The organism is Sphingobacterium sp. CZ-2 (genome assembly GCF_004526235.1).
In the GTDB taxonomy this organism is placed as follows: domain Bacteria; phylum Bacteroidota; class Bacteroidia; order Sphingobacteriales; family Sphingobacteriaceae; genus Sphingobacterium; species Sphingobacterium tenebrionis.
In genome coordinates this window covers 3,494,907-3,521,273 of record NZ_CP038159.1, presented here as the reverse complement: position 1 = coordinate 3,521,273, position 26,367 = coordinate 3,494,907, and the positions used below count along the sequence as shown (strand labels likewise).

22 protein-coding genes are annotated in these 26,367 nt (G+C 41.4%); 12 read left to right on the top strand and 10 right to left on the bottom strand.

The genetic code is table 11. The annotated features are described in order from the left end of the window. Positions 1-59: 59 nt before the first annotated feature. Both galE and E3D81_RS15375 read right to left on the bottom strand, forming a co-directional pair. A complete protein-coding gene (gene galE / locus E3D81_RS15380; protein ID WP_134778084.1) occupies positions 60-1,088 on the bottom strand; it encodes a UDP-glucose 4-epimerase GalE in 1,029 nt (342 codons plus the stop codon). Positions 1,089-1,103: 15 nt separating this feature from the next. Further along, positions 1,104-2,066: a UDP-glucuronic acid decarboxylase family protein gene (locus tag E3D81_RS15375; RefSeq protein ID WP_134778083.1), complete on the bottom strand. Its 963-nt coding sequence runs from the start codon at positions 2,064-2,066 to the stop codon at positions 1,104-1,106. 59 nt (positions 2,067-2,125) lie between these two features. On the opposite strand from E3D81_RS15375, the gene E3D81_RS15370 reads away from it, so the two are divergent. Continuing rightward, on the top strand, positions 2,126-3,370 hold the full coding sequence (locus E3D81_RS15370; RefSeq protein WP_134778082.1) for a 3-deoxy-D-manno-octulosonic acid transferase: 1,245 nt from the start codon (positions 2,126-2,128) through the stop codon (positions 3,368-3,370). A 255-nt stretch (positions 3,371-3,625) separates the two neighbouring features. Continuing rightward, a complete protein-coding gene (locus E3D81_RS15365) occupies positions 3,626-4,573 on the top strand; it encodes an IS110 family transposase (protein WP_134776992.1) in 948 nt (315 codons plus the stop codon). A gap of 148 nt (positions 4,574-4,721) precedes the next feature. Here the strand turns inward: E3D81_RS15365 and E3D81_RS15360 are convergent, their stop codons facing one another. Next, positions 4,722-6,170, bottom strand: a complete 1,449-nt coding sequence (locus tag E3D81_RS15360; RefSeq protein ID WP_134778081.1) for a glyceraldehyde-3-phosphate dehydrogenase — start codon at positions 6,168-6,170, stop codon at positions 4,722-4,724. Positions 6,171-6,400: 230 nt separating this feature from the next. Between E3D81_RS15360 and E3D81_RS15355 the strand changes: the two genes are divergently transcribed. Further along, positions 6,401-7,474 carry a glycoside hydrolase family 76 protein gene (locus E3D81_RS15355; protein ID WP_209023076.1) on the top strand — a complete coding sequence of 358 codons (1,074 nt, stop codon included), beginning with the start codon at positions 6,401-6,403 and terminating at the stop codon, positions 7,472-7,474. A 53-nt stretch (positions 7,475-7,527) separates the two neighbouring features. Beyond that, on the top strand, positions 7,528-9,930 hold the full coding sequence (locus E3D81_RS15350) for a glutaminase family protein (protein WP_134778080.1): 2,403 nt from the start codon (positions 7,528-7,530) through the stop codon (positions 9,928-9,930). On the opposite strand, the gene E3D81_RS15345 is transcribed toward E3D81_RS15350, so the two are convergent. From E3D81_RS15345 to E3D81_RS15335, 3 genes are all read right to left on the bottom strand, one after another. Beyond that, the gene (locus E3D81_RS15345) at positions 9,920-12,184 is read right to left on the bottom strand and encodes a GH92 family glycosyl hydrolase (protein ID WP_134778079.1); all 2,265 of its coding nucleotides are present in this window, start codon (positions 12,182-12,184) and stop codon (positions 9,920-9,922) included. The two genes, E3D81_RS15350 and E3D81_RS15345, sit on opposite strands and share 11 nt — an antisense overlap. Before the next feature lie 63 nt (positions 12,185-12,247). After that, positions 12,248-12,811 (bottom strand): GNAT family N-acetyltransferase, encoded by a 564-nt coding sequence (locus E3D81_RS15340; protein ID WP_134778078.1) that lies wholly within the window; start codon positions 12,809-12,811, stop codon positions 12,248-12,250. A 6-nt stretch (positions 12,812-12,817) separates the two neighbouring features. Further along, entirely contained in the window at positions 12,818-13,231 is a 414-nt protein-coding gene (locus E3D81_RS15335) for a hypothetical protein (RefSeq protein ID WP_134778077.1), read from the bottom strand. A gap of 162 nt (positions 13,232-13,393) precedes the next feature. Between E3D81_RS15335 and E3D81_RS15330 the strand changes: the two genes are divergently transcribed. Both E3D81_RS15330 and E3D81_RS15325 read left to right on the top strand, forming a co-directional pair. Beyond that, positions 13,394-14,770 carry a tryptophanase gene (locus tag E3D81_RS15330; protein ID WP_134778076.1) on the top strand — a complete coding sequence of 459 codons (1,377 nt, stop codon included), beginning with the start codon at positions 13,394-13,396 and terminating at the stop codon, positions 14,768-14,770. A gap of 45 nt (positions 14,771-14,815) precedes the next feature. After that, complete coding sequence (locus E3D81_RS15325; protein WP_134778075.1) at positions 14,816-16,024, top strand: TlpA family protein disulfide reductase; 1,209 nt, start codon at positions 14,816-14,818, stop codon at positions 16,022-16,024. Positions 16,025-16,043: 19 nt separating this feature from the next. Here E3D81_RS15325 and E3D81_RS15320 read toward each other — a convergent pair whose 3' ends face one another. Further along, positions 16,044-16,571, bottom strand: coding sequence for a hypothetical protein (locus tag E3D81_RS15320; protein WP_134778074.1), 528 nt, complete (start codon positions 16,569-16,571; stop codon positions 16,044-16,046). Positions 16,572-16,670: 99 nt separating this feature from the next. Between E3D81_RS15320 and E3D81_RS15315 the strand changes: the two genes are divergently transcribed. After that, positions 16,671-17,174 carry a PH domain-containing protein gene (locus tag E3D81_RS15315; RefSeq protein ID WP_134778073.1) on the top strand — a complete coding sequence of 168 codons (504 nt, stop codon included), beginning with the start codon at positions 16,671-16,673 and terminating at the stop codon, positions 17,172-17,174. Between the two features lie 11 nt (positions 17,175-17,185). On the opposite strand, the gene E3D81_RS17275 is transcribed toward E3D81_RS15315, so the two are convergent. Next, positions 17,186-17,350: a hypothetical protein gene (locus E3D81_RS17275; RefSeq protein WP_167554333.1), complete on the bottom strand. Its 165-nt coding sequence runs from the start codon at positions 17,348-17,350 to the stop codon at positions 17,186-17,188. Positions 17,351-17,573: 223 nt separating this feature from the next. Between E3D81_RS17275 and hemW the strand changes: the two genes are divergently transcribed. Then, a complete protein-coding gene (gene hemW / locus E3D81_RS15310; protein WP_134778072.1) occupies positions 17,574-18,701 on the top strand; it encodes a radical SAM family heme chaperone HemW in 1,128 nt (375 codons plus the stop codon). A gap of 19 nt (positions 18,702-18,720) precedes the next feature. On the opposite strand, the gene E3D81_RS15305 is transcribed toward hemW, so the two are convergent. Further along, positions 18,721-20,247: a sulfatase gene (locus tag E3D81_RS15305; RefSeq protein WP_134778071.1), complete on the bottom strand. Its 1,527-nt coding sequence runs from the start codon at positions 20,245-20,247 to the stop codon at positions 18,721-18,723. Positions 20,248-20,436: 189 nt separating this feature from the next. On the opposite strand from E3D81_RS15305, the gene E3D81_RS15300 reads away from it, so the two are divergent. From E3D81_RS15300 to E3D81_RS15290, 3 genes are read left to right on the top strand one after another with little or no spacing between them, the layout of a single operon-like run. After that, complete coding sequence (locus tag E3D81_RS15300) at positions 20,437-21,882, top strand: WG repeat-containing protein (RefSeq protein WP_134778070.1); 1,446 nt, start codon at positions 20,437-20,439, stop codon at positions 21,880-21,882. 9 nt (positions 21,883-21,891) lie between these two features. Continuing rightward, positions 21,892-22,320, top strand: a complete 429-nt coding sequence (locus E3D81_RS15295; RefSeq protein ID WP_134778069.1) for a hypothetical protein — start codon at positions 21,892-21,894, stop codon at positions 22,318-22,320. 18 nt (positions 22,321-22,338) lie between these two features. Continuing rightward, positions 22,339-24,207, top strand: a complete 1,869-nt coding sequence (locus E3D81_RS15290; protein ID WP_134778068.1) for a M1 family metallopeptidase — start codon at positions 22,339-22,341, stop codon at positions 24,205-24,207. A gap of 111 nt (positions 24,208-24,318) precedes the next feature. On the opposite strand, the gene E3D81_RS15285 is transcribed toward E3D81_RS15290, so the two are convergent. Further along, the gene (locus tag E3D81_RS15285) at positions 24,319-25,176 is read right to left on the bottom strand and encodes a M23 family metallopeptidase (protein ID WP_167554332.1); all 858 of its coding nucleotides are present in this window, start codon (positions 25,174-25,176) and stop codon (positions 24,319-24,321) included. Between the two features lie 126 nt (positions 25,177-25,302). Between E3D81_RS15285 and mutY the strand changes: the two genes are divergently transcribed. After that, positions 25,303-26,346, top strand: coding sequence for an A/G-specific adenine glycosylase (gene mutY, locus E3D81_RS15280; RefSeq protein ID WP_134778066.1), 1,044 nt, complete (start codon positions 25,303-25,305; stop codon positions 26,344-26,346). The last annotated feature ends 21 nt before the right edge of the window (positions 26,347-26,367 follow it).

Genomic DNA, 26,367 nt, shown 5'->3' with positions numbered 1-26,367 from the left:
TAAATGGTTTAAAATAGGAAACCCTGTAAATAAGTTTACAGGGTTTTTATTTTAATATCTTACTGGATTGGATTCTCGTGCAAATATTTTTCCCATTCCCAGGCAGAAGCCATCATTTCATCAATCCCTAATTGAGCTGTCCATCCCAATTCTTTGGTAGACTTATTCACATCACCCCAAACCTTGATAATATCCCCTTCTCGGCGAGGACCGAATTCGTAATTCAATTTTTGGCCGGAAGCTTTCTCAAAAGCATGGATGGCTTCCAAAACAGAGTATCCATTTCCCGTACCTACATTGAAAATATCATAATTACCGTTCGGATTTCCTTTTTCCAATAACTTGATAGCGGCCACATGTGCTTTTGCCAAATCCACTACGTGGATATAATCACGGATAGCAGAACCATCAGGTGTATCATAATCGTTTCCAAAGACCGTGATCTTTTCGCGTTTTCCGATGGCAGTTTGGGTAATGAAAGGCAGAAGGTTTGCAGGTACGCCATTTGGCAATTCACCGATCAAAGCAGATTCATGCGCTCCTACCGGATTGAAATAACGTAATGCGATTACATTATAGTTGGAATTCGCCTTTGCAGTTTCTTCCAAGATCTCTTCTGCAATCTGTTTGGTGTTTCCGTAAGGTGAAGTCGCTTTCTTTACAGGTGCCGCTTCATTTACTGGCAATACATCCGGTTCGCCATACACTGTACAGCTTGACGAGAAAACGAAATTGATCGGCTTTTCTCGGTATGCCTCCAACAGATTGATCAAGGAGAAGAAATTATTATGGTAGTATTTCAATGGATTCTGAACAGATTCTCCAACAGCTTTTGATGCCGCAAAGTGTATGATTCCAGCAATATCAGGGTGTTTACCGATAAAATCATTCACCTTTTCGTTATCACATAGATCGAATTCATAGAATTCTGGCTTTACGCCAATGATCTTTTCGATCTGATCCAATATCTTGATGCTGGAATTGGAAAGATTATCCACCAAAATCGGGGTATAACCCGCTTTATGTAATTCCACAACGGTATGTGATCCAATATATCCCGTTCCGCCTGTTACTAATATTTTGCTCATGTTGATGTATTAAGTCTAGTGTATGTTACTATTGAATAATGTCTGATAATAGTGAATGGTTTTCATTAAACCTTCTTTTCTGTTTACTTTAGGTTGCCAATCCAGCACCTTCTTGGCTTTGCTAATATCCGGGCGCCTTTGTTTCGGATCATCAATCGGTAATGGTTCAAAAACAATGCTTGATTGACTGGATGTTAAGGCAATAATCTCTTTCGCCATATCCAAGAGCCTCATTTCATCGGGATTACCAATGTTGATCGGCAAGCAATAATCGGAAAAAAGCAACCTATAGATGCCCTCCACCTGATCGGATACATAGATAAAGGATCTCGTTTGCATACCATCCCCAAATACCGTTAAATCTTTATGCTGTAAGGCCTGAGAAATGAAAGTGGGCAAGGCCCTTCCGTCTTCCAATCGCATCCGGGGGCCAAAGGTGTTGAAGATCCTGGCAATTCGCGTTTCCAAGCCATGAAAATTATGGTAGGCCATGGTCATGGCTTCCTGGAATCTTTTGGCTTCATCATAAACCCCTCTTGGGCCAACTGGGTTTACATTTCCCCAGTATTCTTCGGCCTGCGGGGATACCAATGGATCGCCATATACCTCAGAAGTTGATGCCACCAGTATCCGTGCCTCTTTGCTTTTTGCCAAACCTAATAGGTTATGGGTTCCTAAGGAACCTACTTTCAGCGTTTGGATGGGGATTTTCAGGTAATCGATCGGACTGGCCGGCGATGCAAAATGTAAGATGTAATGTAATTCTCCCGGCACATGTACGAACTTTGAAACATCATGATGGTAGAATTCGAAATTGGGTAATTTGAAGAGGTGCTCGATATTTTTCAGGTCCCCTGTGACGAGGTTATCCATCGCGATGACATGGAAATCCTCTTCAATAAACCGATCACAGAGGTGTGATCCTAAGAATCCAGCCGCTCCAGTTATTAATATTCGTTTGCGCTTGTTCTCCTGCACAATAGTGAAATTGAAAAGGTTTAAATATCTTTGACGAAGATAAGCAATATTTTAACATTATGCGTTTCCTTTACCAAGCAGGCATCTTTTTATACGGGCTACTTTTACGTATCCTGGCACCATTCCATGCGAAGGCTAGGCTTTGGGTAAATGGCCGAAAGGATCTTTTGAAAAAGATCGAGCAAACGGTTGAACAAGGGCAAAAACACATTTGGTTTCATTTTGCTTCCTTGGGTGAATTTGAGCAGGGGAGATCGGTTTTGGAGCAGATCAGGAAGCGTTTTCCGGATGAAAAAATAATTGTAACATTTTTTTCCCCATCAGGATTCGAGATCCGAAAGAATACACCATTAGCCGATCATGTATTCTACTTGCCAGAAGATACAGCCGGCAATGCCCGCAAATTCATCGAATTGATCAATCCCAAATTTGTCGTTTTTACTAAATATGAGTATTGGTATTTTTATTTCAGGGAGCTGAAAAGACGTAATATCCGTTTATTGATGATTTCTGCGATCTTTCGGGAAGAGCAGTTGTTTTTTAAGGAATATGGTGGGTTTTATAGGAATATTCTTAAAAATGTATCCTATTTCTTTACGCAGAATATGGATAGTGTGCATATGCTGAAATGGATTCGGATAACCAATGCTGGTTTGGCCGGAGATACCCGGTTTGATCGCGTGGTGGAATTGCCGAAAGAGCATAAGGAGATTGAGGTGGTGCGGGATTTTGTAGGAGGGAATCGGGTTTTGGTAGCTGGAAGTACCTGGGGACAGGATGAAGGATTGTTGAAAGTTTTGTTGGATAATCATAAGGGTTGGAAAATGATTTTAGCGCCACATGAGATCCATAAGGAACATATTAATCAGTTGATGGGCTTGTTTCCTAAGGCGCTGTTGTTTTCGAAGTATGAAAGTTATTCCGATTTGGAAAAGGAACAAGCGCAGGTTTTATTGATCGATAATATTGGGATGTTATCCTCGCTTTATGCGTATGGGGATATGGCGTATATAGGTGGGGGATTTGGTGCGGGAATCCATAATACCTTGGAAGCAGCGACCTATGGGATTCCGGTGATTTTTGGGCCAAAGTATTCGAAATTCCAGGAGGCGGTGGATTTGTTGGAGTTGGGTGCTGGTTTTTCCATTGGGAATCAGGTGGAGTTGAATGAAGTTTTTGAGGCATTATTGGCTGATGAGAAAAGGTTGCCAGCCGGAACGGCAGCAAAAAACTATGTGCAGCAAAGGGCAGGTGCCACCCATATTATAATGAAGTACCTGGAAACGGAGAGGTTGCTGGGATAGATACGTCATCGTAAGTTTGTAGGGAAGTTATAGGAATTAAAGAAACAGAATATAATTTTGTATTTCATTTAGGATACAGCGAGAGAGGGAGTAAGATTTTTAATCGTCATTGGTCCTTGAGAGACCCTTCGCAATGTTAATCCCCCTCTCTTATTCCTATCATAAACTTGGACAGTTCATTAGGCCAGGAGCCTGTTTTTACGATTGATAAGTTATGATAAGAGCTGCTGTAATCCACAAATATGATATACAAATATGGTAACAGGTATTGATTGTTCAAAGGATTATTTTGACATTTCTGTCCAATCGGGACAGAAAGAGGTTTTTAAGGGTCGTTTCAGTAACGACGAAGCGGGTTTTGTGGAGGCCCTGGGCCACATGCACGGCAGCCATATAGCGATGGAGGCCACCGGTCCCTATTACTTCCGGCTGGCAAAGTTCCTCTGGGAGAGGGATGAACGGGTCTCGGTCATCAACCCCCTTGTCATCAGGCGTTTTTCCCAGATGACCCTGGCCAGGACCAAGACCGACAGGAAGGATGCCCAGCTCATCGCCAAGTTCACCAGCATGACGGAACCTGCCCAATGGAGGCTGCCGGAGGAACATGTGCTGAGGATCAGGAACCTGGAAGGCTATATCAAGGGACAGAAGGAATGCAGGACCATGCTAACGAACAGGCTCCATGCATATGAACATGCGGGAACACTGGAACCCACGCTCAGGAAGACCATAGAGGAAGGGATCAAACGTTATGATCAGGACATCAATGAACATGAAAGGCAGGTCCAGCAGATCATCATGGAGAATTACGGGGAACTCAATGAAAACCTGCGGAGCATCCCGGGCATCGGCCCGCGCAGCGCAGCACTGCTTATCATCCTGACGGACGGTTTCAGTCGGTTCGAGGGGTACAGGCAGCTGATATCCTATTTCGGACTGGCGCCCAGGATATTCGAGTCCGGCAGCAGTGTAAGGGGAAAGGGACATATCTGCAAGATGGGGATGGGCCAGGTCAGAAAGGTGCTGTACATGGCGGCAATATCCGCCATCAGGAGCAACACCGCCTGCAGCGGGCTTTATGGGAGGTTGATGGAAAAGGGAAAACCCTACAAGGTCGCAATCATAGCAGTGGTGAACAAACTGATCAAACAGGCATTCGCCATCGCAAAATCTGGAAAGGGCTACATCGCAAAAGCGGCCTAATCAGAATATTATTTGGAGAAAATTTAATTTATTATTTGGATATATACACAGTTCATTGCGAGGAGGCACGACGAAGCAATCTTTCGACTTCGCTCAAGATGACAAGCGGAAAGATTGCTTCGTTCCTCGCAATGACGCGAAAAAAATCCTAATAATACGTATATCTCCTAACCCCGGCAATATGCCTAGCCAATCTCATCACCTGATGAGAATACCCATATTCATTATCATACCACACATAAATCACCGCAGATTTTCCATCAGCAGAAACAATCGTTGCAGGCGCATCCACTACAGAAGCCGCTGTAGAACCCACAATATCCGAAGAAACCAATTCTGCATTTTCGCTATACTTAATCTGCTCCACCAAATCCCCTTGCAATGCTGCCTTTTTCAACAAATCATTGATTTCTTCTACCGAACTTTCCTTCTTCAGTTCCAAACTAAGAATAGCCAAAGAACCATTAGGAACCGGTACACGGATCGCATTAGACGTTAATTTTCCTGCCAAAACCGGTAATACCTTCGCCACAGCACTTCCTGCGCCAGTTTCCGTAATCACCATATTCAACGCCGCAGCACGACCTCTTCTTGATTTCTTATGCATGTTATCCACCAAGTTCTGGTCATTGGTATAGGAATGGATCGTTTCGATATGCCCCTTAACAATACCAAGCTCTTTTTCAAGAACCGCCAGCACAGGCGATATCGCATTGGTGGTACAAGATGCAGCAGAAAAGATAGTATCCTTCTGCGTATCTGCATCATTTTCATTCACCCCATAAACGATATTGGAAACGCCTTTTCCCGGAGCGGTCAATAAAACCATGCCTGCACCTTTGGCCTGAAGATGTCTTGCCAATTCCTTGTCATCCCGAAACGCTCCGGTATTATCAATTACCAATGCATTTTCGATTCCATATTGGGTATAATCGATCTCTTCTGGGTTCTTAGCCGTGATCATCTTCACTGGAAAACCATTCATGATGATGGATTCATTTTCCTGATCAACACGCAATTCCCCATCAAACTGTCCATGTATCGAATCCTGGCGCAACAAATTTGCACGCTTAATCAATGACTTCTCATCAATCACATCCCGTGTTACAATAGCCCTCAATCGCAATTGTCTTCCGGCTCCAGCCTTGTGGATCAATTCCCTGGCCAATAAACGTCCGATCCTACCAAAACCATAAAGAACCACATCTTTAGGTTCAAAGCTCTGGTGATTAGCTGCTCCCGCCAACTTCTCTCCAATAAAAGAAGGAATCTGATCATCTGAAGCCCTTTGTTGACGGATTTCCAATGCCAATTTTCCGATATCGATTCTGGATGGTGCGAGTTGTGCATCAGCAATGGCTTCCGCTACTTTTAAGGTTTCTTCGATCGATAGCGCTTGGTCAGCATATACTTTACTCTCCTGATGTAGGTTAAGGATAAAACTCACTCGACGGTCGATCAATTGGTTCCTGAATAGAACTAATTCGATGGATTGGTTGTACCATAGATCGCTGACAATCTGTATCAGCTTTACGCAGGCATTTTGATTTGATTTGTAACTCTTGATCTGATCTTCAAAAGCAGTTTGTTGTGTCATAATTTTTCAAGCATGGAATATTGCCGCAAAAATAGACATTTTATTAAATAATAGGGGGTAAAATTTATAAATTCGTATTTATTCCGCATTTCGTCCTATCCCAATTAGGATTTTGTTAAAATAAGCCCTTCTTGTTCGAGTTACATTTATTGTAACTAATCAATTACATGAATTAGTTAAAACGTTTTAGTTATTATCTTTAATAAGGCCGAAACGCCATAAACCTAAAGATGATGAACCAAAAACTACTCAGCAGTATCGCCATGCTCTGTTTTGCGGTGCCTAGCTCTGCACAAGATGCTGATCGTGCTTTTGCAGATTTTAACAGTCAATTCCTGGATTCGGAAAAGCAGATCTACATGGTCTATCCACAAAGTAAACAAGTGGCAGCTATTTGGACACAAGCCATTTATTGGGATATGGCTATGATGGCTTATGAGAAAACAAAATCTCCACAGTATGCCAAGCTGATCAAACAGATATACGAAGGTAATTATAAACATTACGATGGCTATAATTGGAACAACAGCACCATATGGTTTATCTATGACGATCTAATGTGGTGGATCATTTCTTTTGCACGAGCCTACGAACTCACGCAGGATGCCACCTATCTGGCGCATGCTGTACTCGGATTTGAAAGAGTATGGTCAGGCACCCCAAAAGTAGCAGATAAGGGATCCTATGATCCTGAACGAGGAGGGATGTTCTGGGGATGGAAATCCGATCAACGCGGAAAAACAGCCTGCATCAATTATCCTTCGGTAGTGGCTGCGGTCCATCTTTACCGCGCTACAAAAGATAAATCCTACCTGGAGAAAGCAAAGTCCGTGTATGCCTGGTCCCGGGAAGCTCTTTTCGATAAACAGCAAGGAAAGGTGGGAGATCATCAGGTTCCAGGACATAAGACCAATTGGACGGTCAACCTATATAATCAGGCGACCTGTATTGGAGCAGGCGTGTTGCTATATGAAGAAACCAAAAACAAGGATTACCTGGAGGATGCAAAGCTTGCAGCGAACTATGTCAAAGATTCCATGTCGGATCCAGAAGGGATTCTACCCTTTAAAAACGGCATCGAGCAAGGAATTTATACCGCCATTTTTGCCCAGTATATCCAGCAGCTATTTCCTTATGATAAAAAAGATGTGTATAAGAAATGGTTAGCCAAAAATGTAGAAGTTGCATGGAAAAACCGCGATGATAGGGGTTTGATGGACAAGAATTTCCACCGCAAGGCTCATGAAAAGACCGAGGTTTATGATGCCAGTGCTGCTGTGGCCTTGATGCAGATCCTTCGCTAGAACAACGATCCTAAAGCTACCTAATCATAAAAAGCAACCTAAATCTATTTGATATGAAATCAGTTTCATTTTTTCTGCTCTCGCTTTTCGTGCCGATCTTCCTTCATGCACAATCCGTAAAGAACAGCCTAAGAGCTCCAGCTTATCCCTTGATCACCTTAGACCCTAATATGAGTGCTTGGTCTTATTCCGACGAACTCTATGAATCCAGTCCGAGACATTGGTCCGATAAAAAATTACCTTTATTGGGTGTTCTTAAAGTAGATAATGAATACTATCGATTCCTCGGTACCGAAGAAATGGAACTCCTCAGCATGCTCCCCAATGGGGAAGATAAACCTTGGGAGGCCAAATACCTGACCAAGGATCCTGTCGGCGACTGGACAGCCATCTCCTACGATGACCAATCTTGGCAGCAAGGAAAAGGAGCTTTTGGTACCTTCGAAAATGAACCCCATAGCAAAACAAATTGGACGAACGCTAAAATCTGGGTAAGAAGGACCTTCGATCTGAAAGAAGATCTATCCAACAGTTCCATCCTCTTGGAATTTTCCCATGACGATGATGCCGAAATATTCATCAACGGCATACAAGTGGTCAAAACTGGTGGTACTGGTAAGAACAAAAGAGTGAAGTTGAACGATGCGGTGTTGAAAACATTAAAGCCGGGCAAAAATGTAATTGCCGCCTATTGTTTTAATGGTGGAGCGAATGGGTTTCTCGATGTGGGTTTATTAAAAGAACGTACCGATCAAGCTTTGTTCCCAAAGACGGCCAAACAGATCAGTGCAGATGTACAACCTATGCAGACCCATTATGTATTTCAATGTGGAGATGTGGAATTAAAAATAACCTTCACCGCTCCACTTTTCTTGGATGACTTAGTCCTATTGAGCCGACCTGTCAATTACCTAAGTTATGAAATCAGTTCATCTAAGCCGAGAACGGTAGAACTCTACCTGGAAGCATCACCAAATTGGGCCTTGCATTTACCCACCCAAGCATCCAGCTCCAGCACTTTTCAGAAAAATGGAATTACCTACCTGAAAACAGGATCTGTTGCGCAGAAGATTTTGGAACGAAAAGGCGATCATGTCCGAAACGATTGGGGCTATTTTTACATGGCAAGTGATGCGAAGAACATACAAGCAAAAGTGGAATCTGGCGAAGTTCAAAAACTTGCTTTCCGAACCAATATCCAAGTAAAAGGCAAGGCGAAAGGCAAATTCGCCATTGGCTACGACGATGTGTTTGCCATCCAATATTTTGGGGAAAACCTTAGACCTTATTGGAATAAGGATGGCAAGAGCAGTATCGAACAGCAGTTTGAGCTGGCCTTTAAGGATTATGATCTATTAATGAAAAAAGTGGCCGATTTTGATCGGAATTTTATGCTGCAATACCAACGTTATGGTAAGTCCTATGCGGAGCTTTGTGCGCTCGCATATCGACAATCCATTGCTGCCCACAAGCTTGTACAGGCACCCAATGGGGATCTGCTCTGGTTATCCAAGGAAAATGACAGTAACGGTTCCATCGGTACGGTGGATATTACCTATCCTTCGGCGCCGCTATACCTTTATTACAATCCGGAATTGGCGAAAGCGATGATGAACTTTATTTTCTATTATTCCGAATCCGGCAAATGGAAAAAGCCTTTCCCTGCACATGATATCGGCACCTATCCGGTGGCGAATGGGCAGACCTATGGAGGAGATATGCCAGTCGAAGAGGGCGGTAATATGTTGATCCTGACCTATGCCATCGCCAAAGTAGAAGGGAATGCCGATTATGCGGCAAAACATTGGTCGGTATTGAAAACCTGGGCAGATTATCTGGTGGAAAAGGGATTGGATCCCGAAAATCAATTGTGCACTGATGATTTTGCAGGTCATTTCGCCCATAATGCAAATCTTTCCATAAAAGCCATTATGGGTATAGCATCCTTTGGGTATCTCGCAGAGATGCAGGGGAAAAAAGATTTGGCCAATACCTATTTGTCTAAAGCTAAAGAGATGGCGAAAGAATGGGAAAAAATGGCGAATGATGGCGATCATTATCGTTTGACTTTTGATAAACCTGGTACCTGGAGCCAAAAGTACAACATGGTCTGGGATAATCTTTTTGATATGCAGATTTTTGATCCCAAGATACGGGAGAAGGAAATCCAATATTATTTGACCAAACAGAACAGATATGGGCTTCCGTTGGATTCCCGAGAAACCTATACCAAGACCGATTGGATCCTATGGACAGCCAGTATGGCGGAGGATCAGGCAACCTTTGAACGATTTGTGAACCCTGTCCATCAATTCATGAACGAAACGGTCAACAGGGTTCCGATGTCCGATTGGGTATTCACCGACAAACCCGAAAGAAGGGGCTTTAAGGCCCGATCTGTTGTCGGTGCTTATTTCATCAAAATGCTGGAAGAAAAAATAAAATCTAAAAACTAGGCTGGGAAACGCCCCAGCTTTTATTGGCTTTATCACCCATCAGTAATTCCAGGGTTCCACCCTTGGCAATATCTACATGGGTGATTTCCGTACTGTTCCAAGGCTTCCCATTTAATTTTGCCGATTGGATATACTTGTTTTTATCCGAGGTATTTTTTGCTATTACCGTAAAGGTCTTGCCATTCTCCATGCTTATGGTTGCTTTGTCGAAAAACGGCGAACCTATGCTGTAAACGGCAGATCCTGGAGTTACAGGATAGAATCCTAATTGGGAAAACACCACGAAAGAGGATAGACCGCCGCCATCCTCATCACCCGGTACGCCCATAAGATCATTCCTGAACCATTGTTTGATCAAGGTTTTAATTCTTTTTTGGGTCATCCAGGCCGCCTCCGCATAATTATAGAGATAGGGAATATGCAAGGAAGGTTCATTGGCCATGGAAAACTGACCTACATTTCCGGTATGATCCGGTAATTGTTGGTAGAAATCAAATTTGGATTTTCCCAGTCCCTGATTGAACATCTGGTCCAGTTCTTTTACGAACTGTTGCTTTCCACCCATCAGCTGGATCAGATCCGGAATATTGTGCTGTACATCCCAACGGTAAATCCAGGCATTGTTCTCCCCATAGGTTTCACGTGCGCCCTGACCTCCAGAAAACACATAATCAAATGGTTCCAGGAATTTCCCCTCCGCATCTTTGGGATGGAAGAACTTGGTCTTTTCATTGAACAGGTTTCTATAGTTAAAGGAAAGTTGAAGGAACTTTTCATAATCTGCTGTTTTCCCCAATTCCTTTGCCAGTTGGGCCAAGCACCAAAGGTCATAGGAAGTTCCTAAGGTAACCGCAACGGGTTGTCGTTTTTCAAAACCATGGACTTCCGGATAAATTTCCTTATCTCCGGGTCTTAAGGCCGGGATATATCCTTTTTCGTAAAAGAACCTATCCATTCCACCGGCCGGTTTTCCGGACCATGGAGCCAAGGTCTTCTCCGTAATAGCCCCCTTTGCAGCTTGGTAAGCACGTTCGACCTCAAAGCTCCGGATACCTTTCTTATAGGCGTCCAAAATGGCTGCAACACCATGGTTGGAATTCATCCTACGGCTATCTCCATTGATCTCTGGAAAAGTAGGGAACCAAAAGTTGGGCATCTGCTCCGACATGCGGACAAAGGATTGCAGGATATGACTTTCCTTGGTCGGTTCGATCAGGACGTTTAGGGGATGGTGCGCACGATAGGAATCCCAGATCCAATCATCCGTATAGAATGGTATGCCACTATCCTGATGTACCTGACCGTCAAAACCACTAAAATAACGCCCATCCTCGGAGATGTTTACCGGTCTTTCAAAAGTTCTATAGAGCGAAGTGTAAAATATATGCCTGTCATTCTCCGTTCCGCCTTCCACCTTTAATTTACCCAATGCCTTGTTCCAGGTGTTTTTACCGTAATCTTTAACCTTTTCTAAATCATAGGTTTTAATTTCCCTTCTGAGGTTTGCCTTTGCCTGCTCAGCATCAATGAACGATATCCCATAACGGATATTAATTTTACGCTGCGTTTTGGGGAATTGTAGGATGATGGCAGCTTGATCGCCATTGGCTGCAGTGCCCTCCAAAAGTTTACCATCCTTTAACAGACCTACTTTTTCAGGTTTTACATCGGCTTCAGCATAGAGATAGACTTTGGTTCGGTTCCCAATATCCTGACTGCCGGAAACCCCATCTTCATCCCATTTCATTTCGCCACGTCGGGAATTGAATATGAACTGAGGGTCATCAGTTCCTTCAAACTCAAGTTGATATATTGCAGATTGATGGGAGACCGCATAATCTACCTGGATCTGTTCTTCATCCAAGTAAACGGAATAGGAATAAGGATTGATCTGCTCCTGATCGTAGCTATAGGAGATGATCGGTTTTAATTCCTTCTGTTTATTGGCAATAGGACTTAAGTTAAAGGCCGAACTCCCACGATGGGATGTTACGATGAGCGGTAAACCTCTTATCCTATCCGCAGTATAGTCTCCACGTTCAGGATAAACCCTTAACAGGCTGTTCGGCAAATGAACGGTAGGATAGGTAGGTACCAAAAGATGGGAAATATTCCCCATATAAGGGTTTACATAATCGACCGCTGAGGAGGGGGATTGTGCGTGAAGAGCGGTAGTTCCAAATGCACTGAAATATAATAGTAAAAAGGTTTTTACCAATCCCTGTTGGAATTTATTAAATCTGGTTTTAGGCATATGCTCAAGATTAGGTTCTGTGCTCAGCAAATGAAGCTTAAAACCAAATTTAATAAAAAATTATCAACCTTTTGAACGTTGCATATGGTCCAGGCTTTTTCCCAATAATGTTTTCTTTCCCATCACTTTAAAGCCTAAACGTTCGTATAGCTTTTTGGCTTTAGGGTTATCATCATCCACTAATAAACCCAGGGTGAGGTTTTGTTTTTCTACATATTCCTGGATTAAAAAGTCAAGGACCTTGCTGCCGATCCCTTTTCCCTGCTGTTTCGGATTGACTCCAATGCAATCAATATAATGTTCGCCCGGTTGGGTTTCATCCTCTGGTTGGAAAGGTCGGTTAAATTGCCGCTCAACCAATTCTTTGACGGGTTTTCTCAAGCGATCCAGATCGGCGCCATTGTACACTAATGCGGTTGCCACAATTTCGCCATCCGATTCGATGACCCAGTTATGATGATAGGAATATTGGTTTCCTTCCTGTTCTACCAATGTTTTTAAGAAGTGATTCGCTTGCTGCTCGTCCCTTTGGCCGATAAATAGGTAGGCAATTTCCTCCATAGCGAGCATGAGGTAATTAGCAATGGCAGCTGAATCGGTTTTTTCTCCCTGCCGAATAGTTATCATGTGTACTTATTTTTTCTTCTTTGTTTTTTTCTTTTTCTCCAATTGCTCAATACGCGCAGACAAGGCGCTAATGGTTACTTCCTGAGATTGAATAGTAGCATGCTGCGCAGAGATTACTTTTTCAAGTGCATCGATCAAGACGGTATTCTGTTCCTGTAGATCTATTTTTGAAGGTAGGGTGATCGCCATTTCATTAGACTCTTCCGGGCGTAGCATATCTCCAGACCCATTCAAAAGCCATTCCGGACTGATGTCGGGATAAGTGGATAAAATTGTAGCCACTGCATCGGATCCCAATGCCGAGTTTTTCTGAACGCCCTTGAAATTAGCGTAAGATAATCCTATACCCTTAAAAAATTCCACTTTTTGAATCCCTTTGGATTCTGCGATGAGTAAAACGCGCTCTTTAATGTTCGTCATTTAAATCGTGTTAATAACCTAGGATAATGTTTGCCTAATTTATTAAAAATTGTAAGACATCCAAGACTTTTCATGTTAATAAATTGGTAAATAATATCCATGTATTTGATGAAGAAGAATAAGATTTCTACCTTTAGGAAATTGTAACCAATATAAAAATTTATGGAATTACCTTGGGCAGAGCCCTACAAAGTGAAGATGGTAGAGGAGATTTTTCAATCTACCCGTGAGCAGCGCGAGAAGTGGATCGAAGAGGAAGGCAATAATCTGTTCAACTTGGCAAGTCATTATGTTTTTATCGATCTATTGACCGACAGTGGCACTGGTGCCATGTCCGACCGTCAATGGGCAGAGATCATGATGGGCGATGAAAGTTATGCCGGTTCCCAATCCTACCTGAAATTGAGGGAAGTTATCCGTAATACCTTAGGCTTTCCGTATTTTCTACCTACCCACCAAGGCCGTGCGGCAGAGAATGTACTCTTCAGTATTTTGGTCAAAGAAAATAATGTTGTTCCGGGGAATTCCCATTTTGATACCACCAAAGGGCATATAGAATTTCGTAAGGCACATGCGATCGATTGTACCATTGATGAAGCTTTTAATATCAACGATCTGCATCCCTTCAAAGGAAATATTGATCTGGATAAATTGGAGGAGGTCTATAAATCGCATCCGAAAGAGCAGATTCCGTTCTGTATGATCACGGTGACCTGTAATTCTTCCGGGGGACAGCCTGTATCGATGGAGAACATCAAAGCGGTGAAGAAACTTTCCGATCAATACGGCATCCCTGTATTTATAGATGCCGCCCGTTTTGCGGAAAATGCCTATTTCATCAAGGTTCGCGAAGGAGCTTATGCGGATAAATCCATCAAGGAAATTGTGAAGGAGATGTTTTCCTATGCAGATGGATTTACGATGTCGGCGAAAAAGGATGGCTTGGTGAACATTGGAGGATTATTGGGCTTAAGGGATGAAAAGCTTTACCGTGCCTGTGGAAATATGGGGATTATCTACGAAGGGTTTATCACCTATGGTGGATTGGCGGGAAGAGATTTAGCCGCACTGGCACAGGGTTTATTGGAATCTACGGAACTACCTTATCTGAAGGCACGAATAGACCAAGTGGAATATTTGGGGAATAAATTGATCGAGTATGGGATTCCTATCCAAAAGCCGATCGGTGGACATGCGGTATTTGTGGATGCCCTGAATTTTCTGCATCGTGTTCCGAGGGAGGAATATCCGGCGCAGACCTTGGCTATTGAACTGTATAAAGAATCCGGTGTGCGGGGTGTGGAGATCGGAACCTTATTAGCGGATCGGGATCCGGAAACCAGACAGGATCGTTTTCCAAAATTGGAATTACTGCGTTTGGCCATTCCGAGGAGAACCTATTCCTATAAACATCTGGATTATGTGGCTGCAGCGCTTAAGAATATTTTCGATAGACGAGAAGAGATCCAGTCGGGACTTGAAATCGTTTGGGAATCGGAGATATTGAGACATTTTACCATTTTATTGAAAAAAAAATAGGAGGGGTTTTCCCCACCTACATATTATACTTTCGATTTTCTAGCCATGAAATTATTGCCTTTTATACTAATTTCTATTCTGTTTACAGGAATATCCTTGCGGTCAGATGCCCAACCTGCTTTGGTTTCTAAAGAAAGTGCAGATGTCAATGAAATTTTGCAACAAACCTATTCAAAATTGAAGGACATCAAAACCCTGCAATATGAGACCTTTCGATACATCAATTATAAGTCCCAGGATTATGAGAATAAATTATTAGGAGTTGTGTTTGTCGAATTTGATGAGGCTATTCCTATTGTAGGTTTTAGGTACCAATTTGACAATGAAGTCAGCAAAGTGGTTTTTAACGGTTCCGGAAAATTTTGGATCGATAAGAAGAACGCAAGTATGGAAAGTCTTCAGGCAGCAGCATTGAAAAAGGAAAAACTCCAGCAAGATTTAAATGCAGCATCTTTTTTTTATAATTCTATCCTGTCCTTAAGAAATGTTATTCCTCATATATTAACTGATACATCTATCAAAAAAAGGTTAGGGGATACCCTTATTGATAGCAGGTCTTACCATAAGGTGCTACTTGAAATGAAAAGCAAGTCATTTACGGTAAATGAAGGACTGAAACAATTGACTGCGGATATTAGGATCTATAATCAGATCTTAATCGATAAGGTTTCCTATTTGCCTTATCAAGTGGTTCAATCCAATAATTTTGAACCGGAAGATTATGTCTTGGTGAAATTTGATCAGATAAAAATCAATGGGCCTCAGATAGAAGAGAATTCATGGTTTGCTTCTTCCTATCCCGGTCTTCAAATAAAGGGCAAGGAGGACTTACAATTAATTGCTGCAGGGGCAAATGCGCCTGCCTTTGAATTGGAAGATTTCCAGACGGGTAAAATGGTTACTATGTCTGATTTTAAGGATGATTTGGTTCTTTTGGAATTCTGGGTCAAAAACTGTAGCTATTGTATCAGTGCAGTTCCTAAAATGAATTCAATGGTCGCCAAATATGAGCAGAAGGGTTTGAAGGTGTGGGGAATAAATTCGGAAGATAATAAAAGCCAATTGAACAATTTTTATGAAAGGAATAAACCTACTTTTTCAACCTTAATGGATCAAGACGGAAAGATTACAAAAGCATATGGCGTAAATGGTGTTCCTCAGGTGGTACTGATCCATCAAGGTAAAGTGATTTATGCTGGAGGTATTGTAGATGGTAAATTGGACGCTTTAATTCAAAAGCTTTTGAAAAAATAAATTGCCTATTTCATTTTTCTTATATTTTTAAATGGTATTTATCCAAGGTTTTTTCTGTCCAGGCGTCCATTTCTTCAAAAGTAGATAATCCGTCATTTTCTTCGGATTCCAGGTAATCTTCCACTATGCTTTCCGTGTGTTTAAACCCGAGAAGTTTTCCGATATGAATGATGTCTGATTCAGAAACTTCGTTTTCGAACATAGCAATCATTTCTTCCAAAAACACACCTTCAAAGGTCAGTAATGTAGGGCTCTGGATGCCTTCTTCTAAGGAATAATTTATAAAGCCTTTGTTCTCGAGATCATAGGCGATAATTCTATCCGATCCGAATTCAAAAATGGGGATAAATCGCTGCACTTGATAGGCTTCCTGCTCATTGGAATCTAACGTAAAAATGGAATATGGCTTGCTGATACGTTTGCGAAATTCGTCCATTGCAATTTCATCGACTATCTGTTCATCGAAAATTTCCAAGATGATGGGTGCTAAGTTCAACTTTTTGATCAGGTCCTTAACTTCTGCTTCAGTAATTTGAGATGTTGCCATAATATGAAATACTAAAAAGAATTACACCCAAAGTAATCAATTTATTGATTGGCAAGCAATAAAAAGGTTGAATGAATTATATAATTTAAGGAATAATCGGTGGAGAAAACTAGAATTGCTATCTTTAAAGGAATGAACGTGAATAATAATAACAGTATACTGGTCTTTCCACCTCAACAAGGTATAAAGCCGATATTGTCCGTTTTTGCTTTGTTAACCGTTATTCTTATCCCAACCTTTTTGATTTTGATATTTACGGATGCTACCTGGAAGGATGGGTTTATTATTTTGGGTTTGGGTTATCTTTTGACTGGACTTGCCTATTTTCTTGCGCAAAAAGTAACCCGATATTGGATTGAAGGCGATAGGTTTTATTATAAGGCTTTATTCAAGAAAGAAGGGATTGACATCCAATCGATTAGGAAATTGGAAGTAAATACCTCCAACTGGCAAGCAAGTAATCCCTCCACCTCGAATACCAAAGGGATTATTATCTATTTTAAAAAATACGAGGATGTGTTTATCACACCCAGCGATAATATGCTGTTAGTCGATGAACTTCTGAAAAGAAATCCGGACATTGAGGTGATTTTTATCAAGTAAAAACGGAAAACTCAATACCTAAAACCAGCAATGATGCCGCATGGATGCCATTCCTTTTTATTATAATAAGAAGAGAAAGTTCCTGGTCGATCCATGAACCAGGCCGACATTACAACGATAATCAAACCTTCTTCAGGAGCCGGCTTTTCAAATTTATAGGCTTTGAAAATATCCAAAGTGTTTGATGTACAAAAATTTATATTAAATAGATTTGTTAATCATTTTTTAAGTTTTTTGACTACCTAAAGAGTTTGATGTGTATAAATTTATAACAAATAGGTTTGTTAATCAATTTATGTGTTTTTTTGATTATCTAACAAACTGAGTTTAATAAATTAAAATTAAGTCTGTCTGCTAAATAACCGTACATTTGCTTCTTAACAAACTGAGCGGGCACCCATGATCTACTTCCACATTCCTTTTTGTAAGCAAGCCTGTCACTACTGTGATTTTCATTTTAGCACCTCTCTACAATATAAAAAAGAGGTGTTGGCTGCGATGAAAAAGGAAATTGCGCTGCGAGCTGCCTACCTGGAGGACAAACAGGTCTCTTCGATCTATTTTGGTGGGGGTACTCCTTCCATTTTGGAGGCGGATGAAATCATGGAGCTCATCGACCAAGTATCCCAATACTTTGAGATCGATAACCAGGCAGAAATTACCTTGGAAGCAAACCCCGATGATCTTGACAAAAATAAAGTACATGCATTACGTCAAACCGCTGTAAATCGCTTCAGCATCGGCATACAATCCTTCTATGAAGAAGATCTCCGCTGGATGAACAGAGCCCATAATGCGGAAGAAGCTTTATCAAGCATAAAACGTGTACAGGATGCGGGGTTTGAGAACATTACCTGCGATCTGATTTATGGATTTCCTTTATTGACCGATCAGAAATGGAAAAATAATATGCAGCAGTTGATCGATCTGCAGGTTCCACACATTTCTTCCTATTCCATGACCGTAGAACGGAAAACGGCTTTGGACCATATGATCAACAAAGGGAAAACACCGCCACTGAATGAAGAGCAGAGTGCCGAGCAAATGCTCCTACTCATAGGTACCCTGACAAATGAATGCTATGAGCAATATGAGATCTCTAATTTTGCAAAACCAGGCAAGTATGCCATCCATAATTCGAATTATTGGAAGGGCAAACCTTACTTAGGAATTGGTCCTTCTGCACATTCCTTCAATAAAATATCCAGGTCCTGGAACCTGGCAAACAATGCTCTTTACCTTAAAAGCTTGGCAGTGAATAACCTTCCATTGGAAACAGAAATCCTCAGTAAAAAGGATCGTTTCAATGAATACATCATGACCTCTTTAAGAACCAAATGGGGGGTCGATCCTGCATATGTGAAAAATAACTTTGGAACGGAATATCTGAATGATTTAATGGGCCAAGTAAAGGATTTCCAACAAGCCGGACATATTCTTGTCTCTCCGGAAAAGATAATAACCCTTAGCCCAACTGGAAAACTCCTTGCCGACCAGATCGCTTCCGAACTATTTATAGTTGATTAAAACAAAGTTTTAGTGTCGATTAATCCATCAGCGCTTTTGCTTCAACATCTTCATTTTCATTGATTTCCTTCATCAATAAGGCCTTCATTTTCTTAACGATTTTCTGGGATTTTGGATCGTCGTAGATATTCTTCATTTCCCTAGGATCGGTTTTCATATCGAACAATTCCCATCCATCAACACGTTTGTAATATCGGATCAATTTGTACCGGCCATCACTCACCCCAAAATGTGGGGATACCGCATGCTCGCCATTCTCATAATAATGGTAGAAAAGCTGTTTCCTGGCAGTTCTCTTCTTTCCTTCAGCCACTTTTAGGAATGATTTTCCCTGAATATCCTTTGGAATCGCCGTACCGGTCAGTTCCAATAATGTGGGTGCAATATCCACATTCAGCACCATCCCGTCAACCTGGGAATTAGCCGGGATTACACCTGGGAGCTTCGCCAGCATAGGCGTACGGAAAGACTCTTCGTACATAAAACGTTTGTCGAACCATCCATGCTCACCCATATAGAATCCCTGGTCCGATAGGTATAAAACGATCGTGTTTTCTTCCAGGTTCTTTTCCTTCAAATAATCCAATACCCGACCGATATTCCGATCCATCGATTCGGCCGTATTCAGGTAATCGATCATATATCGGTTGTACTTCCATTTCGCCAACTCCTCACCTTGGAGGTTGGCCGCCTTGAGTTTTGCCTGTATAGGTTGATAATACGCTACATATTGTTGAAACTGCTGGTCGGTCATCCTTTTGAAATTACCATCTTTTCGCATCATTTCCGGGTTATCGAACATCTTGAGGTCATAGCCCATCTGCATATCCTTCGCAATGCTCATCTCCTGGACTGCTGCCGCTTTTCTGCCCTCATATCCATCAAAGAAATTATCGGGGAAAGGGATGTTCTTGTTATCGTTCTTGCCGAAATCTTTCGGATCAGGCATCCAAGTCCGGTGGGTGCTTTTATGGCCGATGATCAGACAGAAAGGCTCCTCCTGATCTTTTTGCTCCAACCAATTGATGGCACGGTCCGTCACGATATCCGCCACATAACCTTCCTCTCGATCCGTGGTTTCGACTGATCCATTTTTGCTGCTGATAAAATCGGGATTGAAATAATGCCCTTGACCAACTAAAATGCTGTAATAATCAAATCCCTGTAGTTTTCTTCCCAGATGGATCTTTCCGATCCAAGCAGTTTGATAGCCATTGTTCTGTAGCTGCTTGACGAACAGATCTTGGCCATGATCAAAATTGGAAGTCTCATTGTCCTTAAAGCCATTTTTATGGCTGTATTTTCCTGTCAATAAGCTGGCACGGCTTGGGCCACAGATGGAATTGGTTACATAGGCTCTATTAAAGGTAGCCCCTTCTTTGGCAATCCTATCCAGATTTGGCGTATGCGCAATCTTCGATCCGTATGCACCGATCGTTTGGTACGAATGGTCGTCGGATATGATGATCACAATATTCGGTTTCTTTTTCTGTGCATTTGCAAATAAACTGAAACAGCATAAGGCCAATAGGAGATGGATTCGCATAATTTTAAAGTTTAGGATTTCAAATATAGGAAACCTGAACTAGAAATAAGATTAAATCATACATAATCAATTACAAAAAATGTACAAAGAGGGTTTATGTGGATAAACATTAAAATGTATAAAAAATAAAGGGATTCCCTTTTGTAGATTCAGAAAAAACAAGGATGTTTGCGCTATAATATATTTAATATGAGATTTTTTCTTTCCCTGCTATTTATCAGTGTATTTAGCCATTTTAGTTTTGCCCAAGTCCCTGTTTTTAAAATTGCCTATCAAATTTCCCTCAACCAGGAGTTGATGGATGAGTTGAATAGCCCCGACATGGATAAAAATGATGAAGAATTAGCTTCATTAAAAGCTATCTTGACAGAGACTGAAAAAGGTGGTTTTGCTATTCAGGTATGGTCAGCCAAAGATAAATTCCGGGTTAATTCAAGCATGGCGGAAGATTTTGTACAGATTGTTGATAAAACAACTAAAAAGGTCTACCATCTCAACCTTTCGGATTCCACTTTTATGCAATCAGAAGGTGCTGGCCCTTTATTCGGTGAAGAAGCTAATGAAGATCAATTTCAGATCGAATTTGTTGCCGGAAAAACGGAAACCATCGCTGGTTATCCTTGTAAATTGGCGATTATTAGTCCTACAATTGATGATCTAGCGGCTTTGGGCGACGAAGAAATACCTAGCATCCAAGTGTGGTATACCGAAAATATTCCTGCTTATACGTTTGGAGCTTTTGATTTCCTGGGAAATCTTCCAGGTGCAGCACTTAAGGTTGACCTGAGTGGTGTACAGTTTGTTGCTAAATCAATTACCAAAGAACAGGTTTCAACAGATTTTTTTGCTTCCCCTGTGGGCTTCCAGGAAAGTGCGGGTGACCTAGGTATGGAAGAAGGTGAAGACATGGAATTGGGCGAAGATATGATCGCTTATTATGATACTACTTCCGGTTTATATGGATTGAAGAATGTGAATGACGAAATATTAACCCAACCCTTATTTACCAGTCTTTCCGAAGTTCGGGATGGGATTATCGTAGCGGTGAATAGTGAATACCAAGCGGGATTTCTAAATCTACAAGGCAAAACGGTGTTGCCTTTGACCTATGAATCCATTGTTTATGATGATGTATTGGGAGCATATCAGTTTTCCAAAGATGGAAAATTCGGGATTATGAACAAGACTGGGAAAAATCTTTGGGGAAAAACCTATGATTTTTTGAGCACATTTGAAGGTAACCATGCGATATTTATGGAAAATGAAAAGTCGGGTATCCTAAATAAATCAGGACAAATCATTATTCCAGCTACCCATGAGAGTATCCTGCAATATGACGAACACTACTTCGTGGTTTTGGATGGTGAAAAATTCAAGATCTTTGATCTAAAATCAAATAAGATGATTTTGGATGGTTTTCAGGAATTGTATTTAGCGAATACACCTAACTTATTCATTGCATCCAATGATGGTGAAAAGTATGGTTTTGTAAACGAGAAGGGAACCACGGTTATACCATTTGTGTATAGTATGGTGAGCCCATTCTTTGATGGTACTGCTTCGGTCGTTAAATTGGGGGAAGAAGAAACCATACAGATCAATACTAAAGGGGAGGAAGTTCCCGTTAATGAATAGAATTAAAACATGATTTTTCATATACATACCCTGCATCGAGGAAGGTTTATCTGGATACTTTTAGGTTGCCTTTTTGCTGCAGGGTTTTTATTGTCCTATGTGCAGGTTTCGGAAATTGTGAAGATCTTGATCTTACTGTTCTGTATTCCTGTCATTCATTTTTTGGCCGTGAAGGTAAGCCTACAACCTTCCACATGGGATCTACAGGCCGACCGGTTGCAAATTGATAAAGCAGGAAAGGTATATGAAGTTTCCTATGAAAACCTGGCTTATATCAAGAACCACCTGCGTTCGGGGGGTAACCTGATCGCGATCTATAAGAACCAGAAAGGAACACCCATCCGCATCTGGAGGAATAAGCTCTTTGTAAAGAATGACGACTTTGATGCCATGATGCAGGAGTTCCGAAATAGACAGATCGAAATCGTCATCGGTTAATTTTTATATATTTGATTTATGAACTTGAAACAGACAATTATTTACCTATTATTGACCGCTGTCTCCTTGGCAAGTTACGGTCAACGAAAAACTTATTGGCAACAGGATGTTGATTATACCATGGATATTGATGTGAATGAAAAAACATATCAGTATGATGGTAAAATGAAGTTGAAATATGGCAATAATTCCGGTCAGGAGCTTTCCAAAGTCTATTTCCATCTTTATTTCAATGCTTTCCAACCGGGCAGCATGATGGATGAGCGTCTTAAGAATATCTCGGATCCGGATGCCCGTATGGTGACCAAGAAAGTAATCGACGGTATCTCAAAATCAGAAAGTAGAATTGCTGCACTGAAGCCGGATCAAATTGGTTTTCAGAAAATAAAATCCGTAAAATATAATGGCCAGGCCGTTTCGTTCAAAGAGGATGGAACCATTTTGGAAGTAAGTTTACCGAGCAGCATCAAAGATGGTGCGACGGTGGAGTTTGATCTGGAATGGCAGGCTCAGGTTCCGGAGCAGATCCGTCGTAGTGGCCGGAACTCGAAGGAAGGAGTAGCCTTCTCCATGACGCAATGGTATCCAAAAATGGCCCATTATGATGAGTTTGGTTGGCATTTGGATGAATATGTAGGTCGTGAATTTATTGCGCCGTTTGGCGATTTTGATGTGACCATACATATCAATAAGGATTATGTGATCGGTTCGTCGGGCAAGCTCCAAAACCCTTCAGAGGTGAAAGGCTATGTAAGCAAACCTAAATTGAAACTCAACAAGAACAAAGCTTCTTGGCATTATAAAGCAAAGAACATCCATGATTTTGCTTGGGCAGCAGATCCGAAGTTTGTGGTAGATTCTGCAAAAAGTAAAGGTGGTATTCAGGTGTATACGGTATATCTTCCGACAGATGCGACTGTAGTTAGCAACTGGAAGCAGGCTTTAGGTCTGGCAACTGATTTCTTCGATTTTACCGGACAACATTTTGGGGCGTATCCTTGGGGAACTTATACCATTGTTCAGGGTGGTGATGGCGGAATGGAATATGGAACTGCAACCCTGATTACGGGTGGCAGAAACTTGAAGAGCTTAGTGGGGGTGATCTACCATGAGGCAGCGCATTCTTGGTTCCAGCATTTGTTCGGCATCAATGAAACGGTTGATGAATGGATGGACGAAGGTTTTACAAGTTATATTGAAGAGCTTGCCTTGACCGAACTGTTTGTTAGGCCACAGGCAAAGGCATTGAATCCGATTGGGGCAGCATATGCTGCTTACTATCGTTTGGCAAGTTCGAAAGTGGAGGAGCCGATGAGTTTGTTGGCAGATTATTACAATACGAATTTTGCCTATAGCAATGAAGCCTATAATAAAGGGGCGGTGTTTGCCGAGCAGTTGGGCTATATTATTGGCAAGGAAAACCTGCAGAAGACTTTCTTGAAGTTCTATGATCTTTGGAAGTTCAAACATCCTACACCGAATGATTTTAAACGTGTAGCCGAAGATGTTTCTGGAATCAATTTGAAATGGTATTTCAATTTGTTCATTAATACGACGAGGAAGATTGACTATGCGGTGGGGAATGTAACGGGTACAGGTATTGAGGTTGTTAATAAATCGAATCTGGCGATGCCGATAGATTTGTTGGTGGAGTATCAGGATGGTACGAAGGAATTGTTCTATATTCCTTTACGTGAGATGAGAGGGGATAAACCTGCGGAAGGTTTTGACATTTATAATGGGGTGAAAAGAACGGTGTTGACGGATTGGTTCTGGACCAAGCCGACTTATGTGGTTCCTGTTTCGAAAGCTGTGAAATCAGTGGAGATTGATCCGACGAAGAGATTGGCGGATGTGAATCAGGAGGATAATAAGAAGACTTTGTAGGGATTGTATATAAAAAAGTCATTGCGAGGAACGAAGCAATCTTTCGATATGTGTAAAGATTGCTTCGTTCCTCGCAATGACGTTTTGTTCCTCGCTCGGAAGTAAAAAACCTTAAAACAACATCGTCTTCTCAGGGTTGAGTTTTTTACCATAACTCAACAACTCATAATGTAAATGGGGTCCAGTTGATCTACCTGTATTCCCAAGTGTACCAATTACCTGACCAGCGTCTATTTTTTGACCCACCTTTACTTTGGTAGTCGACAAATGTGCATATCTAGTTTCCCAGCCATTGCTGTGCTCAATGATAACTACCTTACCATATTGCCCTTTATACCCAGCATGAACAATCTTTCCAGCTGCGGTTGCTTTGATAGGTTCGCCAATACTACCTTTAATATCAATCCCCGAATGCATTTCTAATCCTCTGTTAGTAAAAGGATTACGGCGATACCCGAAACGAGAAGTGATTTTTCCATGGTGAGGAATACCTAATGGTAAACCTTCCAATTTCTTATCAATACTCTTTAATCTGTTTTCGTAATATTTACTCAATTCATCCAAATTCTCTTCGGTCTCAATAGGTCCCCCTGCATTTTTTAGCTTAGGTGCTACATCTTTTAAACCTCTTTTGCGCATTTTGGCATTAATTTGGTTTAAGGTACTATCGATGGATTCAAATGATTTTTGTACTTGTACTAAATTCAATTGGTTTGAAGCCTCTTCAACCGCTAAGGATTGTTTGGCTTTTTCCAATGCTTCCATTTTTTTGGTCAGCTCCTGCTCATAACGATCGCTCTGTGTTTTGGTTGCGACAAAGACAACAACAGCACAGATCATACAGATGAAAAAGAGGCTTACACCAAGAATAATTTTCCAGTTTTTTAGGATAATGGTCGGTATTTGAATCTTCTGATTCGAGTCTCCATTGGCATCTAAAATGACAATGGAAGTCTTTTGTTTAATCATAGTTTCTTTCTCCCTATTTTTTCTAGTCGGGCGTAAAAATATCATTTGTTGAAAAAAATAGAACATATTTTAACATTTAATAACTTTTTGGCAGGAGGGAATCCAAGTATTTAACATCTTTGCAACATGTCTTTTTCGGAACATATCTTGGCATGGTACCATCAGCACAAAAGGGCTTTACCATGGCGGGAAACAAGGAATCCCTATGTAATTTGGTTATCAGAAATCATCCTCCAACAAACCCGGGTGGAGCAGGGAATGCCCTATTTTTTAAAATTTGTAGAGGAACTTCCGAATGTAACAAAATTTGCAGCTGCAGAGGAAGCGACCATTTTACGATTATGGCAGGGATTGGGCTATTATTCCCGTGCTAGGAACATGCATAAGGCCAGTAAATATGTGATGGAAAATCATGCCGGCACATTTCCTGTTGCTTACGAAGAACTTTTGAAACTTCCCGGTGTTGGCGAATACACGGCGGCAGCTATTTCATCTTTTTCGAACGATGAACCAAGAGCTGTATTGGATGGAAATGTGTTCCGCGTATTAGCTCGATATTTTGGGATTGGGGAGCCCATAAACAGTAGTGCGGGAAAAAAAATATTCGCTGGATTAGCCCAGGAATTACTGGATACGGATCATCCTGCGACCTATAATCAGGCCATCATGGATTTTGGAGCTTTACAATGCAAACCTAAGAATCCTAAATGTGCCGAATGTGTATTACGTTTGGATTGTGTTGCGCTGAACACTTCGAGGGTTGCTGAGCTACCTGTGAAAAATAAGGGTAAAAAAAGTAGGGATCGATTTTTCCATTATTTTATCGTTGAAAAGGACGATGCCGTACTGATGTCCCAACGTACGGATGGAGATGTTTGGGCCAATCTCTATGAATTCCCTTTGATGGAATCAGCCGGTCCGCTTGAGATACCGGAATTAGTGGCGATGGAGGAATATCAGCAGTATTTTGGTCATGCTATACCCGAAAAGATCGAAAGGACGATCAAGCATGTGCTTAGCCATCAGAATATTTACGCTAGTTTCTATCGAATGCCAAAAGATGTTAGGCTGCAGTCCAAAAAAAGCCATTGGAATTATTGTTTGTCAAAAAAATTAGATAAATTAGCTAAGCATAAACTTATTAGCTCCTTCATAGAGCGATATTTTTGATATTAACCAAATCCTAAATTA

Excerpts from the sequence above, each read along its gene's own strand:
- galE (WP_134778084.1), bottom strand. The coding sequence starts at position 1,088 with ATGAGCAAAATATTAGTAACAGGCGGAACGGGATATATTGGATCACAT.
- E3D81_RS15370 (WP_134778082.1), top strand. The coding sequence starts at position 2,126 with ATGCGTTTCCTTTACCAAGCAGGCATCTTTTTATACGGGCTACTTTTA.
- E3D81_RS15365 (WP_134776992.1), top strand. The coding sequence starts at position 3,626 with ATGGTAACAGGTATTGATTGTTCAAAGGATTATTTTGACATTTCTGTC.
- E3D81_RS15360 (WP_134778081.1), bottom strand. The coding sequence starts at position 6,170 with ATGACACAACAAACTGCTTTTGAAGATCAGATCAAGAGTTACAAATCA.
- E3D81_RS15355 (WP_209023076.1), top strand. The coding sequence starts at position 6,401 with ATGATGAACCAAAAACTACTCAGCAGTATCGCCATGCTCTGTTTTGCG.
- E3D81_RS15350 (WP_134778080.1), top strand. The coding sequence starts at position 7,528 with ATGAAATCAGTTTCATTTTTTCTGCTCTCGCTTTTCGTGCCGATCTTC.
- E3D81_RS15345 (WP_134778079.1), bottom strand. The coding sequence starts at position 12,184 with ATGCCTAAAACCAGATTTAATAAATTCCAACAGGGATTGGTAAAAACC.
- E3D81_RS15340 (WP_134778078.1), bottom strand. The coding sequence starts at position 12,811 with ATGATAACTATTCGGCAGGGAGAAAAAACCGATTCAGCTGCCATTGCT.
- E3D81_RS15335 (WP_134778077.1), bottom strand. The coding sequence starts at position 13,231 with ATGACGAACATTAAAGAGCGCGTTTTACTCATCGCAGAATCCAAAGGG.
- E3D81_RS15330 (WP_134778076.1), top strand. The coding sequence starts at position 13,394 with ATGGAATTACCTTGGGCAGAGCCCTACAAAGTGAAGATGGTAGAGGAG.
- E3D81_RS15325 (WP_134778075.1), top strand. The coding sequence starts at position 14,816 with ATGAAATTATTGCCTTTTATACTAATTTCTATTCTGTTTACAGGAATA.
- E3D81_RS15320 (WP_134778074.1), bottom strand. The coding sequence starts at position 16,571 with ATGGCAACATCTCAAATTACTGAAGCAGAAGTTAAGGACCTGATCAAA.
- hemW (WP_134778072.1), top strand. The coding sequence starts at position 17,574 with ATGATCTACTTCCACATTCCTTTTTGTAAGCAAGCCTGTCACTACTGT.
- E3D81_RS15305 (WP_134778071.1), bottom strand. The coding sequence starts at position 20,247 with ATGCGAATCCATCTCCTATTGGCCTTATGCTGTTTCAGTTTATTTGCA.
- E3D81_RS15300 (WP_134778070.1), top strand. The coding sequence starts at position 20,437 with ATGAGATTTTTTCTTTCCCTGCTATTTATCAGTGTATTTAGCCATTTT.
- E3D81_RS15295 (WP_134778069.1), top strand. The coding sequence starts at position 21,892 with ATGATTTTTCATATACATACCCTGCATCGAGGAAGGTTTATCTGGATA.
- E3D81_RS15290 (WP_134778068.1), top strand. The coding sequence starts at position 22,339 with ATGAACTTGAAACAGACAATTATTTACCTATTATTGACCGCTGTCTCC.
- E3D81_RS15285 (WP_167554332.1), bottom strand. The coding sequence starts at position 25,176 with ATGATTAAACAAAAGACTTCCATTGTCATTTTAGATGCCAATGGAGAC.
- mutY (WP_134778066.1), top strand. The coding sequence starts at position 25,303 with ATGTCTTTTTCGGAACATATCTTGGCATGGTACCATCAGCACAAAAGG.